Consider the following 15,534-nt stretch of genomic DNA (forward strand, 5'->3'; position numbering starts at 1 on the left):
CTCTGTGATAAGCACAGAAATGAGCGTGGAGAGGAGGCGGCCACTGCGCCCGTGTGGCGACACTGCTGCCATCGTCCCCGCTCTACCTCCCTGAGTGTCTCAGCCTTACTGTGCCGACCAGACCGCCAGTTCGTAGCCATCCGGGTCGGCGAAATGGAAGCGTCTTCCGCCGGGGAAGGAAAAGATCGGCTTGACGATCCTGCCGCCGGCCTTTTCGACGCGGGCGAGCATGTCCTCCAGCGTGTCGGCATAGAGGATGATCAGCGGTCCGCCGCTGCCGACGGGGCCGGTGGTGGTGAAGCCGCCGGTCAGTCGGCCGTCCTGGAATTCGCAGTATTCCGGACCGTAATCGGTGAAGGTCCAGCCGAAGGCGCTGCCGTAGAAGGCCTTGGTGGCGGCGATGTCGGAGACGTTGAACTCGACATAGTCGATGCGGCTGTCGTTGCCCTTGTTACCCATTTTATCTGTCTTCTCCGGATTCCATGATTGATTTCAAGGTGGCGAGGTCCTTCGCCACCCAGCCGGCGTCGCCGGCAAACTGTTCCGCGTTCATGCCCGGCTGGCGCAGCAGCGTGAACATCACCTCCGCGCCGTCGCCATTCGGGACCACGCGCAGCGCATTGTGGACCTCCGTGCCGTCTTCCAGCGTGACGAGATGATCAGTGACGCCGAAGGCGTTGTCCGGCGCAAAGCGGACGCGGGCATTGCCGAGAGGGCCCGGCGCCAGCCAATGATCGCCGTCGCGGATTAGGCCCGACGAGAGACCGGACGCCCAGCGCGGCATGTTCTCGGGCTTAGCCATGAAGGCATAGACCGCGCGCCAGTCGCGGTCGATGGTGGTGTGAACGATCTTTGCTTCCAGTGTTGCCATGCTTTGTTCTCCTGAGCGAAGCAGTAGCATGGGTGGTCTCACCGGTCTTGAACGAAACGGCCAGTCAGGCCGCTTGCCGGTCAGCTGCGAGCTGGCGGCGGATTTCGGTGGGTGGGAGCGAGGTGAGTTCCCGGGCCTCGCGCGACAGGTGCGCCTGGTCGGCATAGCCGGCATCGAGCGCGAGCAGGCCGAGTGCCGCTGACGGTTCCCTTTGGCATGCCCCGAGGAAGCGCTGCAGGCGCAGGATACGGTCGAGCGTCTTGGCGCCGTAGCCGAAATGCTCGTGGCAGCGGCGCCTCAGCGTCCTTTCGCTCGTGCCGGTGGCGGCAGCGAGGGCGCGGATCGGGTTGTCGGACGAGCCATGGCTCTGCCGCAGTTGGGCAAGGGTGGCGGCGACATCGCCCGCTGGCGACGAGACGGCCGGCAGGCGTTCAAGCACCGCTTCCGCCAGCATCGCGGCGCGGCTGGCCGCATCAGGTGCATCCTCAATCCTGGTTTCGAGTTCGCGTGCGGCACGGCCCCAGAAGGCGTCGAGCGGGACGACCTCGCCGACGATCTGCGAAAGCGATGTGCGCAGCAAGGACGCTGCGATGCCCGGGCGGAAGCGCAGGCCGATGATGTCGGTGCCGGGCGCAAAGACCGGGAAGGCGGCTACCCGATCGGGCCCGGCAACCGCCAGGCCGTGCCGGGACCAGAGGATATCGACGCAGCCGTCGGGCACGACCGCGATGGGGGCGGCCGTCCCTTCCAGCAACTGGTGGCGCCAGAGGCATTCGACATGGCGGCCAAGTTCGCCGGGCGCGGCATGCTCTTGATAGATGCCGCGCCGCTTGGCCAGCGTCGGTTCTGGCGCAAGCAGCTTCGTCTGTGTCAGCGGCCCGAGGGCGCCGTCCATGCCTTTTCCTCCAAGCTTCGCCCGGTGCCGATCGCCTCTTCGCGCGACCAGATCTCGCCGTCGATCTGGCCCTGCAGTTCCGGATAGTCGGCTGCATGGAAGACCGGATCGAGACCCTGCCGGCGCTGGGCGAAATAGTCCTTCGTCAGTTTGGCAATGGTACCGGAGAGGAGCACGATGGCAATGAGGTTGATCGTCGCCATCAGGCCCATGGAGGCGTCTGCCGCGTCGAACACCGTTGTGATGCTTTCGGACGCGCCCCAGACGACCATGACGAGCACGGCGCAGCGCATGACGAGAACGCCGGCGCGATTGGCGCCGCCGAGATAGGTGAGCGCGTTCTCCGCATAGGAATAGTTGCCGATGATCGAGGTGAAGGCGAAGAAGAAGATCGCGACCGCGATGAAGTAGCTACCGGCCCAGCCGATATGCACGTTCATCGCCGCCTGCGTCAGCTGCGTGCCGGTGACGCCGGAGCCGGGTTCCAAGGTGCCCGACAGCAGGATCATGACCGAGGTCGCGGTGCAGATCAGGATGGTATCGATGAAGACGCCGAGCGACTGCACGAAGCCCTGCGATGCCGGGTGATGCGGCACGGGCGTGGCGACGGCCGCGATGTTCGGGGCCGAGCCCATGCCGGCCTCGTTGGAGAAGAGGCCGCGCTTGACGCCGTTCATCATCGCCGCCGTGACCCCGCCGGCAACGCCGCCTGCCGCCTCCTGCAGGCCGAAGGCGCTGGAGATGATCGTCCACAGCACGCTTGGCACGATCGACGCGTTGACGACGAGCACGTAGATCGCGGTCAAGAGATAGGCGATTGCCATGAAAGGCACGACGATTTCGGCGACGCGGGCAATCTGGCGGATGCCGCCGAAGATGACGATGCCGGAGATGGCCGCAACCGCGATGCCGACGGCGATCTTCGGCACGCCGAAGGCGCCCTGGACGGCATCAGCGATGGAATTGGCCTGAACGGCGTTGAAGACGAGGCCGAAGGAGAGAATCAGGCAGACAGAGAAGATCGTCGCCGCCCAGGGGGCGTTGAGGCCGCGGGCGATATAGAACGCGGGGCCGCCGCGATACTGGCCGTTTTCGTTGCGCACCTTGTAGAGCTGCGCCAGCGCGCTCTCCGCATAGGCCGTTGCCATGCCGACGAGCGCCACCATCCACATCCAGAAGGTCGCACCCGGACCACCGAGATAAAGCGCCACGGCAACGCCGGCGAGGTTGCCGGTGCCGACGCGCGAGGCGAGGCTGACGGTCAGCGCCTGGAACGGGCTGATGCCGGCCGCATCCTTCGAGCCGCCGCTGCTCAAGACCCGGAACATCTCACCGAAATGCACGATCTGCGGAAAGCCGAGGCGCAGCGTAAAATAGATGCCGACGGCGAGCAGGCCGTAGATCAGCACGTAGCCCCAAAAGATCGTGTTCAGAAAGCCGATGATCGCGTCCATGCGGTTCCTCTTTGGTATTGCAAGGTTTGGTGACGTGGCGAACCGCAATGCGGATCGGATGGGAAAGGCCGTTCACTTCGCTTGAGCCAGGCATCTTGCGAATGCCCGGACCTTTCGCCGCATGCTGGCGCTTTAGCCCGCAAACTTGACACAGATCAACGTTTTCGGCGGCCAAATCAGGCAAAACGTGGTGCAATACATGACATATCCGGGGATTTCCCACAAATGAGCCCACAATCCGCCGCAAATCCTGCCTCTGTCGAACGTCACGAGGCCGAACCGGTCAATGCGGCGCATGTGCGCAAGCCGCTCTACGAAAAGCGCAAGAAGATCTTCCCCAAGCGCGCCGAAGGCAGTTTCCGCCGCTTCAAGTGGCTGGTGATGCTGGTCACGCTCGGCATCTATTATCTGACGCCCTGGATCCGTTGGGATCGCGGTGAGCATGCACCGGATCAGGCGGTGCTCGTCGATATCGCCGCGCGGCGCTTCTACTTCTTCTTCATCGAGATCTGGCCGCAGGAGTTCTTCTTCGTCGCGGGCCTGCTCGTCATGGCCGGCTTCGGCCTGTTCCTGGTGACTTCTGCCGTCGGCCGCGCCTGGTGCGGCTATACCTGTCCGCAGACGGTATGGGTCGATCTCTTCCTGGTGGTCGAACGCTACATCGAAGGCGACCGCAATGCTCGCATGAAGCTCGATGCCGGTCCCTGGACGTTCGACAAGATCGTCAAGCGGGTGTCGAAGCATTCGATCTGGATCATGATCGGCATCGCCACGGGCGGCGCCTGGATCTTCTATTTCGCCGATGCGCCGACGCTTTTGAAAAGCTTCGTTTCGCTGGAAGCACCCATGGTCGCCTACATGACCGTCGCTATCCTCACGGCGACGACCTATGTCTTCGGCGGGCTGATGCGCGAGCAGGTCTGCACCTATATGTGCCCGTGGCCGCGCATCCAGGCGGCGATGCTCGACGAGAACTCGCTTGTCGTGACCTACAACGACTGGCGCGGCGAACCGCGTTCGCGTCACCAGAAGAAGGCCGTGGCCGCCGGCGAGGCCGTCGGCGATTGCGTCGATTGCAACGCCTGCGTCGTCGTCTGTCCGATGGGCATCGACATTCGCGACGGCCAGCAACTCGAATGCATCACCTGCGCGCTCTGCATCGATGCCTGTGACGGCGTCATGGACAAGCTCGGCCGCGAACGCGGCCTGATCTCCTATGCGACGCTCAACGATTATGCCGCCAACATGGCGCTTGCCACCAATGGCGGTACGGCGGCGATCGATCCGGGCCGGGTGCGCAACGCCGACGGCGCATTTTCCGACAAGGTGCGCCACTTCAACTGGAAGATCGTCTTCCGCCCGCGCGTGCTCGTCTATCTCGGTGTCTGGACGCTGGTCGGTATCGGTCTGCTCTATGCGCTTCTGTCGCGCGACCGCCTGGAGCTCAACGTGCTGCACGACCGCAATCCGCAATTCGTCGTCGAATCCGACGGTTCGGTACGCAACGGCTACATGGTCAAGCTCTTGAACATGATCCCGGAACAACGCACGATTACGCTCGCCATCGACGGCATGCCCTCGGCGACCATGCGCATCGCCGGCCAGGCGCCGGGCGACGGCCGCACCTTTGCCCTCGGTGTCGATCCGGACAAGGTGACGGCGGTCAAGGTGTTCGTGACACTGCCGAAGGACAAGCTGACCGAAGCGGCTGACGGTTTCAGCCTCATCGTCGAGGATCCGTCGAGCCACGAGCGCGACGTCTACAAGGCCAACTTCAACAGCCCGGGAGCCGCAAAATGACAACAAACCAGGCAGGGGCGAAGCCGGCAAAAGCACCGCGGCCTTTCACCGGCTGGCACATGCTGGGCGTCATGGTGCTGTTCTTCGGCACCATCATCACCGTCAACCTGATCATGGCCTGGAACGCCAGCAACAGCTGGAGCGGGCTGGTGGTGCAGAACACCTACGTCGCGAGCCAGCAGTTCAACGGCAAGGTGAAAGAGGCCAAGGCCTTTGTTGCCGACGGTCTCGATGGCAAGCTCAGCGTCGAAAACGAGGCGCTGCGCTACACGCTGACGCGCCGGGGCAACCCCGAGATGACCGCCGACAAGGTGGTGGCGGTGCTGAAGCGCCCGGTCGAGGAGCATGAGGATGTCACGGTCGAGATGGCGCATCAGGGCGAGGGCGTCTTCGTTGCCGCAACCGCGCTGAAGCGCGGCCAGTGGATCGCCGACATCACCGCGACATCGGGCGACACCGTCGTCTATCGCCAGGCGATCCGCTTCATGGTGCCGGGAGCTGCGAAATGAGCTGCTGCGCCCCCGGAACCGAAATGGCTCTGGAGACAGACAGGGCCGGGCAGGGACTGCCGACAACGGAGGAGCTGTGGCTGACAAGCCGTTCGCTCGGCGGCGGCCTGCGCCAGACGGATCTGAGCGTTCCCGGCGTGCATTGCGGCGCCTGCATCACCACGCTTGAAGGCGCGTTGAAGACACGGCCGGAGGTCGACCGGGCGCGCGTGAACCTTTCGTCGCGGCGCGTGTCGATCGTCTGGAAGGAAGAGGTCAATGGCTCGCGTACCGATCCGCGGGAGCTGGCACGGGCCATCCGTTCGCGCGGCTACGAAACCCATCTTTTCGCGCCGGGCGAGGAAGACGGCGACCAGACGCTGAAGAAGCTGGTGCGTGCTGTTGCCGTCTCGGGCTTTGCCTCGGCCAACATCATGCTGCTTTCGGTCTCCGTCTGGTCGGGGGCGGAGGCGGCAACCCGCGATCTCTTTCATTGGATCTCGGCGCTGATTGCCGCGCCGACGCTGATCTATGCCGGACGCTTCTTCTACGCGTCCGCCTGGAACGCGTTGAAGCACGGCCGCACCAACATGGACGTGCCGATCGCGCTCGCGATCACGCTCTCCTATTCGATCTCTCTCTACGAGACGATCACCCACGGCACCCATGCCTGGTTCGACGGCACGGTGATGCTGCTCTTCTTCCTGCTGATCGGCCGCACGCTCGACCACATGATGCGCGGGCGCGCCCGCTCGGCCATCAGCGGCCTGGCGCGGCTCTCGCCGCGCGGCGCCATGGTTGTGGATGCTGAGGGCGGACGTGAGTATCGCCCCGTCGACGAGATCAAGCCCGGCGAAAAGCTGGCGATCGCTGCCGGCGAGCGCATCCCCGTCGACGGCCGCATTCTCCTCGGCGCCAGCGATCTCGATCGCTCGATCGTCAACGGCGAGAGCGCACCGGCGCCGGTCAAGGTTGGCGACACCGTGGAAGCGGGAACGCTGAACCTTACCGGACCGCTGACGATCGAGGCGACGGCGGCGGCACGCGATTCGCTGCTTGCCGAGATCATGGGGCTGATGGAAGCCGCCGAAGGGGGCAGGGCGCGCTATCGCCGCATCGCCGATCGCGCGGCGCAATATTACTCGCCGGCGGTGCATCTGCTGGCGTTCCTGAGCTTCATCGGCTGGATGTTCGTCAATGGCGATTTCCACCATGCGATGCTGGTCGCCGTCGCGGTGCTCATCATCACCTGCCCCTGCGCACTGGGGCTTGCGGTGCCGGTCGTGCAGGTGATTGCCGCCGGACGGCTCTTCCAGAACGGCGTCATGGTCAAGGACGGCTCGGCGATGGAGCGATTGGCCGAGATCGATACGGTGCTGCTCGACAAGACGGGCACGCTCACGGTTGGCGAGCCGCGCCTCGTCAACGGCCAGGACATTCAGCCTTCGATCCTCGCGACGGCGGCGGGGCTCGCCGTGCATTCGCGCCATCCACTGGCGATGGCCATTCATGATGCGGCGGCGATAGCACCCGTCGTCAATGGCGACATCCGCGAGATTCCCGGTGCCGGCATCGAGGCGCAGACCGACGCCGGTGTCTATCGGCTCGGCAGCCGCGCCTTTGCCTGTGGCGATGCCGGCGAGGCGACGGGGCAGTCGGAAGTGATCCTGTCGCTCGACGGCCGCGAACTCGCCTGCTTCCGCTTCGAAGACAGGCTGAGGCCCTTCGCCCGCGAAAGCATCGAGGAACTCGGAAGCCTCGGCCTGTCGACCGGCATTCTCTCCGGCGACCGCGAGCCTGTCGTCGCGGCGCTCGCCCGTCGGATCGGCATCGAACGCTACAAGGCGGAACTGACGCCGCGCGGCAAGGTCGACGAATGTGCGGCGGCTGCCGAGGGCGGTCACCGGGTGCTGATGGTCGGCGACGGCATCAACGACGCGCCGGCACTCAGGGCGGCTCACGTCTCGATGGCGCCGGCAACGGCGGCCGATGTCGGGCGTCAGGCTGCGGACTTCGTCTTCCTGCACCAGGGGCTCAACGCCGTGCCGATGGCGATCGATACGTCGCGCCGGGCCGGGCGGCTGATCCGCCAGAACTTTGCGCTCGCGATCGGCTACAACGTCATCGCCGTGCCGATCGCGATCCTCGGCTATGCCACGCCGCTGATCGCGGCGGTTGCCATGTCGACCTCGTCGGTGATCGTCGTTGCCAATGCCTTGCGCCTGCGCGCGGCGACCGGCAATGTCGTGGAGGCAGCCGAAAAGAAGGCAGCCGTCACGCTGCGGCCGGTCGGGAGCGCCTCATGAACACGCTGATCTATCTCATTCCCATCGCGCTGTTTCTCGGTGGGATCGGCCTCGTCGCCTTCCTCTGGGCGTTGAAGAGCGGCCAGTACGAAGACCTCGAAGGGGCCTCCTGGCGGGTGCTCGACGATGGCGACGGAAAGCCCGAAAAGAAGTGATTTCGTCAGTAATCACTTGTCCTTAATCGATTTGAATGCCAAAACAACCTCCGCCGTCGCTTCTTGCGCCCGGGCCTTCGACAGAGCCCCGCGCGAGGGGGCGAAGTTCAATTCGAAGAGCCGGCTCTGACGCGCTTATCCCGATCGCGCCCGGCACTTCTGTCCAAGGAGACAATCACGTGTCACAGGCGGAAATCGGCCTAATCGGTCTCGGCGTCATGGGTTCGAACCTGGCGCTCAACATCGCTGAAAAAGGCAACAAGATCGCGGTGTTCAACCGCACCGTCGAGGCCACGCACAAATTCTACGCGGAAGCCGGCGAACTCCAGGGCCAGATCGTGCCCTGCGACACCATTGAAGAATTCGTCGCCGCCATCCGCCCGCCGCGCCCGATCATCATCATGATCAAGGCCGGTGAGCCGGTCGACCAGCAGATGGAAATCCTGAAGCCGTATCTGGCCAAGGGCGACATCATGATCGATGCCGGTAACGCCAACTTCCGCGACACGATGCGTCGCTTCGAGGCGCTGAAGGACTCGGGCCTGACCTTCATCGGCATGGGCGTTTCCGGCGGCGAGGAAGGTGCGCGTCACGGTCCGTCGATCATGGTCGGCGGCAAGGAAGAATCGTGGAAGCGCGTCGAGACCGTGCTGACCTCGATCGCCGCGAAGTACGAAAACGACCCGTGCGTCGCCTGGCTCGGCGAAAACGGCGCCGGCCACTTCGTCAAGACCATCCACAACGGCATCGAATATGCCGACATGCAGATGATCGCCGAAATCTACGGCATTCTGCGCGACGGGCTGAAGATGTCGGCGACCGAGATCGGCGAAGTTTTCGGCGCCTGGAACAAGGGTCGCCTCAATTCCTACCTGATCGAAATCACCGAGAAGGTGCTGAAGGCCGCTGATCCGCTGACGGGCAAGCCGATCGTCGATATGATCCTCGACAAGGCCGGCCAGAAGGGCACCGGAAAGTGGTCGGTGATCGAGGCGCAGAACATGGGCGTTCCGGCAACCGCGATCGAAGCGGCTGTTGCCGCGCGCAGCATTTCCTCGATGAAGGACGAGCGCGAAGCGGCCGAGAAGATCCTCGGACTTCCCGCCGTCGGCGAGTTCAAGGTGGCCGACAAGGCAGCCTTCATCAAGGATCTCGAAAGTGCGCTGCTTGCCGCCAAGATCGGCGCCTATGCGCAAGGCTTCGCCGTGATGTCGGCCGCGTCCAAGGAGTTCGACTGGAACCTGCCGATGCCGACGATCGCCAAGATCTGGCGCGCCGGCTGCATCATCCGTTCGCAGTTCCTGGACGAAATCACCACCGCTTTCACCAAGGCGCCTGACGCGGCCAACCTGATCGTCACGCCGGCCTTTGCCGCCATGGTCAAGGACACCGACGGGGCACTGCGCCGCGTCGTCTCGGCGGCCGTTCTCGGCGGCCTGCCGGTGCCGGCGCTTGCCTCGGCACTCGGCTATTTCGACAGCTACCGCCGCGGCCGCGGCACGGCCAACGTCATCCAGGCGCAGCGCGACTTCTTCGGCGCGCACGGCTTCGACCGCGTCGACGGCGCCGACAGCCACCACGGACCGTGGGGCAGCGGCCTCAACGCCTAAGTACCGGATATCGGTCATGCAGTACGGGGCGGCCTTTCAGGTCGCCCCGTTTGCGTTTGGGCGATGCCTGGCTCGATCGGGTGTTAGACAGTCGTTGAGACGGAGGCCGGTCCTTCGGCTGCTTCACCACCACCCGTCGCGCTGGGATTGGAGCAGGACTTGATCGGCAGGATGACGAACAGGGAGGCGATCATCAACACAACGATGATCAACACCAGCCTGTCGGTGAAGGCGGCGCGAAAAATCTGAAAGACATAGTGTTTAGTCTTCATCGTGCCCACGCGCTTTCTTCGCCATCCATGCCGGGATGGCCTTCGTGCACCGTGGACGTCATGCGTCCGTTCCTGTGAATGTACGGCAGACGGGAAACGGCCGAAAGTGCCGATTGTTGCCGGCCTGGCTTGTGCACCGCGTGACGCCAGTTGTCCCAAAGACCCCTGGCGGGCGCATCTAGCGCCGAGAAGCGCGGCGATCGTCGCGGGTTCGGCTGCGTTCGCCCGGGTGCTGCGAACCGCGCATCGTTTCGCGCTCATCCGTTCGACGCGGAAATGGCGTAACCGTGTTTGGCCGTGGCGTGCGGCGGCGTCGGTCCCGCAGCTTGCTCAGCCTCTTCGGTGGGTCGACGAAGATCACCAAAAGGAACCCGATGGCCATGAGCAGGTTGGCCGGAATACCGCTCGTCGCGCTGCCGACGAAAGCGCAAAGCATGGCGAGCGACAGATAGATGCCGGTGGTGAGGGGATTGGACAGGAAGTCCCACGCGCTATCGGTCAACCGGTCTTTCCATGCAATTTTCGATGTCATGCCGAACATCACCTATCTCAAGTGATTGGCAGCGTGTGCTTGCTGCGATGGTGCCCCAGCCGTTGCAATATGTGACCGGTGCATGGCGCGGCAATGACACTCAGACCTTTGGCTGCGAGAGTCGGACCAAAGTCCCATCGATTTCGCGCGGCGATCCGTTAGGATCGGTGGGCTGCCACGGCAGCGCTTCACAAGAACCTAGTTTTTTCAGTTCCGATTTAGAGCGGGGTCGCGTTTTGCGTCTGGGCTCTGCTTGCAGGTCCTCGGTCCCCGCCGAGGAAGGCGGTGACTGCGAAATGCTGGGCGCCGGCGCGCGACGCCCAGCTCGCTTTAAATCTGTCAGCCCCGGAGACCCGGCGCTTCCTGGCCGGTGCGCTCGACATATTCCGTATAGCCGCCGCCATACTGATGGATGCCCTCGGGCGTCAGCTCCAGCACGCGGTTGGAAAGGGCCGCGAGGAAGTGGCGGTCGTGCGAGACGAAGAGCATGGTGCCTTCGTAGTCCGCCAGCGCCTTGATCAGCATTTCCTTGGTGTCGAGGTCCAGGTGGTTGGTCGGCTCGTCGAGCACCAGCAGGTTCGGCGGATCGAAGAGCATGATTGCCATGACGAGACGCGCCTTTTCGCCGCCCGAAAGCACCCGGCACTTCTTCTCGACATCGTCGCCGGAAAAGCCGAAGCAGCCGGCAAGGGCGCGCAGAGGCGCCTGGCCTGCCTGCGGGAAGGTGTCTTCGAGCTGCTGCAGCACCGTGCGGTCGCCGTCGAGCACGTCCATGGCATGCTGGGCGAAGTAACCCATCTTGACGCTGGCGCCGAGCGCGACATTGCCTTCGTCCGGCTCGGTCGAACCGGCGACGAGCTTCAGCAGTGTCGACTTGCCGGCGCCGTTGATGCCCATGATGCACCAGCGCTCGCGGCGGCGGACCATGAAGTCCAGCCCTTCATAAATGCTGCGGCTGCCGTATTTCTTGTGCACGCCCTTGATGTTGATGACGTCTTCGCCCGAGCGCGGCGCCGGGCGGAATTCGAAGTTGACCGTCTGGCGGCGCTTCGGCGGCTCGACCCGGTCGATCTTCTCGAGCTTCTTCACCCGGCTCTGTACCTGGGAGGCGTGAGAGGCGCGCGCCTTGAAGCGCTCGATGAATTTGATCTCCTTGGCGAGCATCGCCTGCTGGCGCTCGAACTGCGCCTGCTGCTGCTTCTCGTTCTGGGCGCGTTGCTGCTCGTAGAAGCCGTAGTCGCCGGAATAGGCGTTGAGCTGGCCGGCGTCGATCTCGATGATCTTGGTGATGATGCGGTTCATGAATTCGCGGTCGTGCGAGGTCATCATCAGCGCGCCGTCATAGTTCTTGAGGAAATCCTCAAGCCAGATCAGGCTTTCCAGATCCAGGTGGTTGCTCGGTTCGTCGAGCAGCATCACGTCGGGCCGCATGAGCAGAATGCGGGCGAGCGCCACACGCATCTTCCAGCCGCCCGAGAGCTTGCCGACGTCGCCGTCCATCATCTCCTGGGAGAAGCTCAGGCCTGCCAGCACTTCGCGGGCACGGCCCTCGAGCGCGTAGCCGTCGAGCTCCTCGTAGCGCGCCTGCACCTCGCCGTAGCGCTCGATGATCGCGTCCATTTCATCAAGGCGATCCGGGTCGACCATGGCGGCTTCGAGCTCGCGCAGTTCGGCGGCGACCTCGCTCACCGGACCGGCGCCGTTCATCACTTCGGAAACCGCGCTGTTGCCGGACATCTCGCCGACGTCCTGGTTGAAGTAGCCGATGGTGACGCCCTTATCGACGGCGACCTGGCCCTCGTCCGGTATTTCCTCGCCGGTGATCATGCGAAAGAGAGAGGACTTGCCCGCGCCGTTCGGGCCGACGAGGCCGACCTTTTCGCCACGGTTGAGGGCGGCGGAGGCCTCGATGAAAAGGATGCGATGGCTGAGCTGCTTGCTGATGTTTTCGATGCGGATCATGTCTGCGGTAGCCTGAAGGGAGGAGCGGGGCGCACTTGCGCCCAATTGTTGCCCCGGCCTGTCGCAGGTTTCTGCGTCACAAGCAAGACTTGAGGGCGTTTCCGTGTCGTTTCATGAGGGCTGGATAGGCGTGTGCTGGGAGATGGCTGAAGGGCAGGTTATCTATTTAGTCCTCATTCCTGTGCTCGTCACAGGAATCCAGCCAGGCCCAAGTTCTTGGGCCTGAAGGACTCTTCCGCGCCGCGGACGCGGCGCTGCTGGATCCCTGTGACGGGGCACAGGGATGAGGGCGGAGATGTTTTCGCCAAACCCCACAAACTCAGGCCCTGAGACCACGCGAGATCGGCGGTTGGAACTCCGGGTGGCTGAGGCTCTGCAGCGTTTCCGGCGGCTGGCCGTCGATGTGGCCGATGACGGCTTTCGCGAGTTCACGGCCGGCCACACGGATGTCCTCGTACATGGTCATCACTTCCGGGCGCAGCCAGCGCAGGAAGTCGCTCGGGGACTTCGAGACCATGTCGCAGTCTTCGACAAGCTTCTTCTTGGCCATCTCCAGGCCGGCGATCAGCGCGATGGCACCGGAACCGCTGCCCGAGACGATGCCGTCGGGTGCGTCTTCGGAGCGCATCAGCACCTCGAAGGCGTCGCGGATCTCGACCAGCGAATGGTCGATATTGGTCTGGTGGAAGCCGACCGCATCGGCCTGGAAGTCGCGCAAGCCCCGCTCGAAGCCGGCGCGCATGTGCGAATAGAAGGTGAGGTGCGGCGGCGGCTCCAGGAGCACCAGCTTCCGCCTTCCGCGCGCCACCAGCTTGCGCACGGCCTCATAGGCGAAGCGCTCGTTGTCGAAGTCGTGATAGGGATGCACGATGCCCATTTCGGTGCGACCGTGGGTGACGAAGGGTAGGCCGCGTTCGGTCAGCAACGCCACGCGCGGATCATGCGGCTCCGTTCGCGAGATGATCACGCCGTCGGCTGCACCCGTGTCGAGGATATAGCGGATCGGCGCCATCGCGTCCTTGACGGCGCTATAGGGTGTGACGACCAGGTGATAGGGCGTGCCGGCGAGGATCTCGGTGATGCCGACGACCATCGGGCTGGTGATGCCCATGATCTCTTCTTCGAGCGTCAGGACGAGGCTGATGACATTGGTCTTGCCGGTGCGCAAACGCACGCCGGCGCGGTTCGGCTGATAGCCGATCTGCTTGGCGACGAGGCGGACGCGCTCCTTGGTTTCGGCGCCGATATCGGGCGCGTCCTTCAATGCGCGCGAAACCGTGGTGATGCCGAGCCCGGTCATGAAGGCGATCGTCTTCAGCGTCGGCCGGGCCCCATCCGGCAGTGACTGCGGCCTGTTTTTCGTCTTGTTGTCCATTGCCGTCACCCGCCCACTCTCTCGTCCGCACGTCGCCGGTTTGCCCACCCGGCAGCGAAACGCGTCGGTTCAGTCCCGTCCGCCGCGCCGTCACTTCCTCGCCTTATATACGAAAAGTCATTGGCGGCTATGCTGCTTTGGACGGATCAAATTGCTTCAAATCTGTAACGATACAGTTGCGATGTCGAGCGTTTTCGTTGCTGCACTGCGAAAGATGGAGCGGGCAGGTTGAATCAGAGCCTTCGACGCGTGATTTTTGCACGTGCGAACTGGCGATCCCGGCGATGGAGTGCTTTTCTTGCCGAAAATACATGAATTTCAGCATGCTATAGGGATTTCCCGTTGGCCGGCAATGTGCTGGCAGGGGGTGCAAAGCGCTTTGGAATGCCTCCGCCATCTACACGCAATAGGTGTTTTTTAAGATTCTGTTTAAATCGATTGTGGTGGGTGTTGCGTCCTGTAATCGATTGCACTAAGTTTTTTACGGTAACGTTACAGTGAGGGAGGAGACTCATGAATTTACGTTCTTTCGCCGCGGTGCTTTCAGCCGCCGTGGCCCTGCCGCTCGGTGCGGCGAGTGCCGCCGATCTTGAGGTGACCCATTGGTGGACGTCCGGCGGTGAGGCGGCGGCAGTCGCCGAACTCGCCAAGGCGTTCGATGCAACGGGCAATCACTGGGTCGATGGCGCGATCGCCGGTTCCGGTGGCACGGCCCGTCCGATCATGATCAGTCGCATCACCGGTGGCGACCCGATGGGCGCCACGCAGTTCAACCACGGTCGCCAGGCGGAAGAGCTGGTCCAGGCCGGGCTGATGCGCGACCTGACCGATGTCGCAACCCGCGAGAAGTGGAAGGACATCATCAAGCCGGCGAGCCTGCTCGATTCCTGCACGATCGACGGCAAGATCTATTGCGCCCCGGTCAACATCCACTCCTGGCAGTGGCTGTGGCTGTCGAACGCCGCCTTCAAGACGGCCGGCGTCGAGGTTCCGAAGAACTGGGATGAATTCGTTGCCGCCGCACCGGCGCTCGAAAAGGCGGGCATCGTGCCGCTCGCCGTCGGCGGTCAGCCGTGGCAGGCAGCCGGCGCCTTCGACGTCTTGATGGTGGCGATCGCCGGCAAGGATACCTTCCAGAAGGTCTTCGGCGACAAGGACGAGGAAGTGGCCGCGGGCCCCGAGATCGCCAAGGTCTTTAAGGCTGCCGACGACGCCCGCCGCATGTCGAAGGGCACCAATGTCCAGGACTGGAACCAGGCGACCAACATGGTGATCACCGGCAAGGCCGGCGGCCAGATCATGGGCGACTGGGCGCAAGGCGAATTCGCGCTTGCCGGCCAGAAGGCCGGAACCGACTACACCTGCTTGCCCGGTCTCGGCGTCAACGAGATCATCTCGACCGGCGGCGATGCCTTCTACTTCCCGCTCCTGAAGGACGAGGAGAAGTCGAAGGCGCAGGAGGCGCTCGCTTCGACGCTGCTCGATCCGAAGACGCAGGTGGCCTTCAACCTCAAGAAGGGCTCGCTGCCGGTGCGCGGCGACGTCGATCTTGCTGCTGCCAACGACTGCATGAAGAAGGGCCTGGACATTCTTGCCAAGGGCAACGTGATCCAGGGCACAGACCAGCTGCTTTCGGCCGACAGCCAGAAGCAGAAGGAGGACCTGTTCTCCGAATTCTTCGCCAACCCGTCGATCACGCCGGAAGACGCGCAGAAGCGCTTCGCCGACATCATCGCCGCGGCGGAGTAACCGCAACTGCCTTGACCGGCCTCGCTTTCAAAAGAGGCCGGTCAAAACCTCCCATCCGGCATGGC

The 15,534-nt window shown here is 63.8% G+C and carries 15 protein-coding genes; 6 read left to right on the forward strand and 9 right to left on the reverse strand.

Going from position 1 to position 15,534, the window contains the following annotated elements; translation table 11 throughout:
- Positions 1 to 105: 105 nt before the first annotated feature.
- The 4 genes from OKW20_RS12640 to OKW20_RS12655 all read right to left on the reverse strand — a co-directional run bounded on the left by OKW20_RS12640 (position 106) and on the right by OKW20_RS12655 (position 3,220).
- Positions 106 to 459, reverse strand: coding sequence for a VOC family protein (locus tag OKW20_RS12640; RefSeq protein WP_429113982.1), 354 nt, complete (start codon positions 457 to 459; stop codon positions 106 to 108).
- Position 460: 1 nt separating this feature from the next.
- The gene (locus OKW20_RS12645; RefSeq protein WP_429172624.1) at positions 461 to 871 is read right to left on the reverse strand and encodes an SRPBCC family protein; all 411 of its coding nucleotides are present in this window, start codon (positions 869 to 871) and stop codon (positions 461 to 463) included.
- 64 nt (positions 872 to 935) lie between these two features.
- Positions 936 to 1,766 (reverse strand): helix-turn-helix domain-containing protein, encoded by an 831-nt coding sequence (locus OKW20_RS12650; RefSeq protein WP_429172627.1) that lies wholly within the window; start codon positions 1,764 to 1,766, stop codon positions 936 to 938.
- The gene (locus OKW20_RS12655) at positions 1,742 to 3,220 is read right to left on the reverse strand and encodes an alanine/glycine:cation symporter family protein (protein ID WP_052201723.1); all 1,479 of its coding nucleotides are present in this window, start codon (positions 3,218 to 3,220) and stop codon (positions 1,742 to 1,744) included. Before OKW20_RS12655 ends, OKW20_RS12650 begins: the two co-directional genes overlap by 25 nt.
- 225 nt (positions 3,221 to 3,445) lie before the next feature.
- Here OKW20_RS12655 and ccoG point away from each other — a divergent pair, with 225 nt between their 5' ends.
- The 5 genes from ccoG to gndA all read left to right on the forward strand — a co-directional run bounded on the left by ccoG (position 3,446) and on the right by gndA (position 9,579).
- A complete protein-coding gene (gene ccoG / locus OKW20_RS12660; RefSeq protein WP_043615050.1) occupies positions 3,446 to 5,020 on the forward strand; it encodes a cytochrome c oxidase accessory protein CcoG in 1,575 nt (524 codons plus the stop codon).
- A complete protein-coding gene (locus tag OKW20_RS12665; protein WP_429172631.1) occupies positions 5,017 to 5,529 on the forward strand; it encodes a FixH family protein in 513 nt (170 codons plus the stop codon). The genes ccoG and OKW20_RS12665 overlap by 4 nt, the downstream gene beginning before the upstream one ends.
- A complete protein-coding gene (locus OKW20_RS12670; RefSeq protein WP_429172633.1) occupies positions 5,526 to 7,814 on the forward strand; it encodes a cation-translocating P-type ATPase in 2,289 nt (762 codons plus the stop codon). The genes OKW20_RS12665 and OKW20_RS12670 overlap by 4 nt, the downstream gene beginning before the upstream one ends.
- Positions 7,811 to 7,969, forward strand: a complete 159-nt coding sequence (gene ccoS, locus OKW20_RS12675) for a cbb3-type cytochrome oxidase assembly protein CcoS (protein ID WP_043615060.1) — start codon at positions 7,811 to 7,813, stop codon at positions 7,967 to 7,969. The genes OKW20_RS12670 and ccoS overlap by 4 nt, the downstream gene beginning before the upstream one ends.
- 179 nt (positions 7,970 to 8,148) lie before the next feature.
- The gene (gene gndA / locus OKW20_RS12680) at positions 8,149 to 9,579 is read left to right on the forward strand and encodes an NADP-dependent phosphogluconate dehydrogenase (RefSeq protein ID WP_429172636.1); all 1,431 of its coding nucleotides are present in this window, start codon (positions 8,149 to 8,151) and stop codon (positions 9,577 to 9,579) included.
- Positions 9,580 to 9,662: 83 nt separating this feature from the next.
- Here the strand turns inward: gndA and OKW20_RS12685 are convergent, their stop codons facing one another.
- The 5 genes from OKW20_RS12685 to OKW20_RS12705 form a co-directional block, all read right to left on the reverse strand.
- Positions 9,663 to 9,860, reverse strand: coding sequence for a hypothetical protein (locus OKW20_RS12685; RefSeq protein WP_429172639.1), 198 nt, complete (start codon positions 9,858 to 9,860; stop codon positions 9,663 to 9,665).
- A gap of 169 nt (positions 9,861 to 10,029) precedes the next feature.
- Entirely contained in the window at positions 10,030 to 10,392 is a 363-nt protein-coding gene (locus OKW20_RS12690; protein ID WP_429172641.1) for a hypothetical protein, read from the reverse strand.
- 330 nt (positions 10,393 to 10,722) lie between these two features.
- On the reverse strand, positions 10,723 to 12,345 hold the full coding sequence (locus tag OKW20_RS12695) for an ABC-F family ATP-binding cassette domain-containing protein (RefSeq protein ID WP_429114000.1): 1,623 nt from the start codon (positions 12,343 to 12,345) through the stop codon (positions 10,723 to 10,725).
- A gap of 319 nt (positions 12,346 to 12,664) precedes the next feature.
- Positions 12,665 to 13,720, reverse strand: a complete 1,056-nt coding sequence (locus OKW20_RS12700) for a LacI family transcriptional regulator (RefSeq protein ID WP_429172644.1) — start codon at positions 13,718 to 13,720, stop codon at positions 12,665 to 12,667.
- Between the two features lie 127 nt (positions 13,721 to 13,847).
- A complete protein-coding gene (locus OKW20_RS12705; protein ID WP_429172647.1) occupies positions 13,848 to 14,045 on the reverse strand; it encodes a hypothetical protein in 198 nt (65 codons plus the stop codon).
- A 188-nt stretch (positions 14,046 to 14,233) separates the two neighbouring features.
- Between OKW20_RS12705 and OKW20_RS12710 the strand changes: the two genes are divergently transcribed.
- Positions 14,234 to 15,469: an ABC transporter substrate-binding protein gene (locus tag OKW20_RS12710; protein WP_043625122.1), complete on the forward strand. Its 1,236-nt coding sequence runs from the start codon at positions 14,234 to 14,236 to the stop codon at positions 15,467 to 15,469.
- The last annotated feature ends 65 nt before the right edge of the window (positions 15,470 to 15,534 follow it).

This window comes from Ensifer sp. LBL (assembly GCF_050435225.1).
Taxonomy (GTDB): Bacteria; Pseudomonadota; Alphaproteobacteria; order Rhizobiales; family Rhizobiaceae; genus Ensifer.

Bases quoted from the DNA above. Each gene is read 5' to 3' on its own strand.
- OKW20_RS12640 (WP_429113982.1), bottom strand. From the start codon at position 459: ATGGGTAACAAGGGCAACGACAGCCGCATCGACTATGTCGAGTTCAAC.
- OKW20_RS12645 (WP_429172624.1), bottom strand. From the start codon at position 871: ATGGCAACACTGGAAGCAAAGATCGTTCACACCACCATCGACCGCGAC.
- OKW20_RS12650 (WP_429172627.1), bottom strand. From the start codon at position 1,766: ATGGACGGCGCCCTCGGGCCGCTGACACAGACGAAGCTGCTTGCGCCA.
- OKW20_RS12655 (WP_052201723.1), bottom strand. From the start codon at position 3,220: ATGGACGCGATCATCGGCTTTCTGAACACGATCTTTTGGGGCTACGTG.
- ccoG (WP_043615050.1), top strand. From the start codon at position 3,446: ATGAGCCCACAATCCGCCGCAAATCCTGCCTCTGTCGAACGTCACGAG.
- OKW20_RS12665 (WP_429172631.1), top strand. From the start codon at position 5,017: ATGACAACAAACCAGGCAGGGGCGAAGCCGGCAAAAGCACCGCGGCCT.
- OKW20_RS12670 (WP_429172633.1), top strand. From the start codon at position 5,526: ATGAGCTGCTGCGCCCCCGGAACCGAAATGGCTCTGGAGACAGACAGG.
- ccoS (WP_043615060.1), top strand. From the start codon at position 7,811: ATGAACACGCTGATCTATCTCATTCCCATCGCGCTGTTTCTCGGTGGG.
- OKW20_RS12690 (WP_429172641.1), bottom strand. From the start codon at position 10,392: ATGTTCGGCATGACATCGAAAATTGCATGGAAAGACCGGTTGACCGAT.
- OKW20_RS12695 (WP_429114000.1), bottom strand. From the start codon at position 12,345: ATGATCCGCATCGAAAACATCAGCAAGCAGCTCAGCCATCGCATCCTT.
- OKW20_RS12700 (WP_429172644.1), bottom strand. From the start codon at position 13,720: ATGGACAACAAGACGAAAAACAGGCCGCAGTCACTGCCGGATGGGGCC.
- OKW20_RS12705 (WP_429172647.1), bottom strand. From the start codon at position 14,045: ATGCTGAAATTCATGTATTTTCGGCAAGAAAAGCACTCCATCGCCGGG.
- OKW20_RS12710 (WP_043625122.1), top strand. From the start codon at position 14,234: ATGAATTTACGTTCTTTCGCCGCGGTGCTTTCAGCCGCCGTGGCCCTG.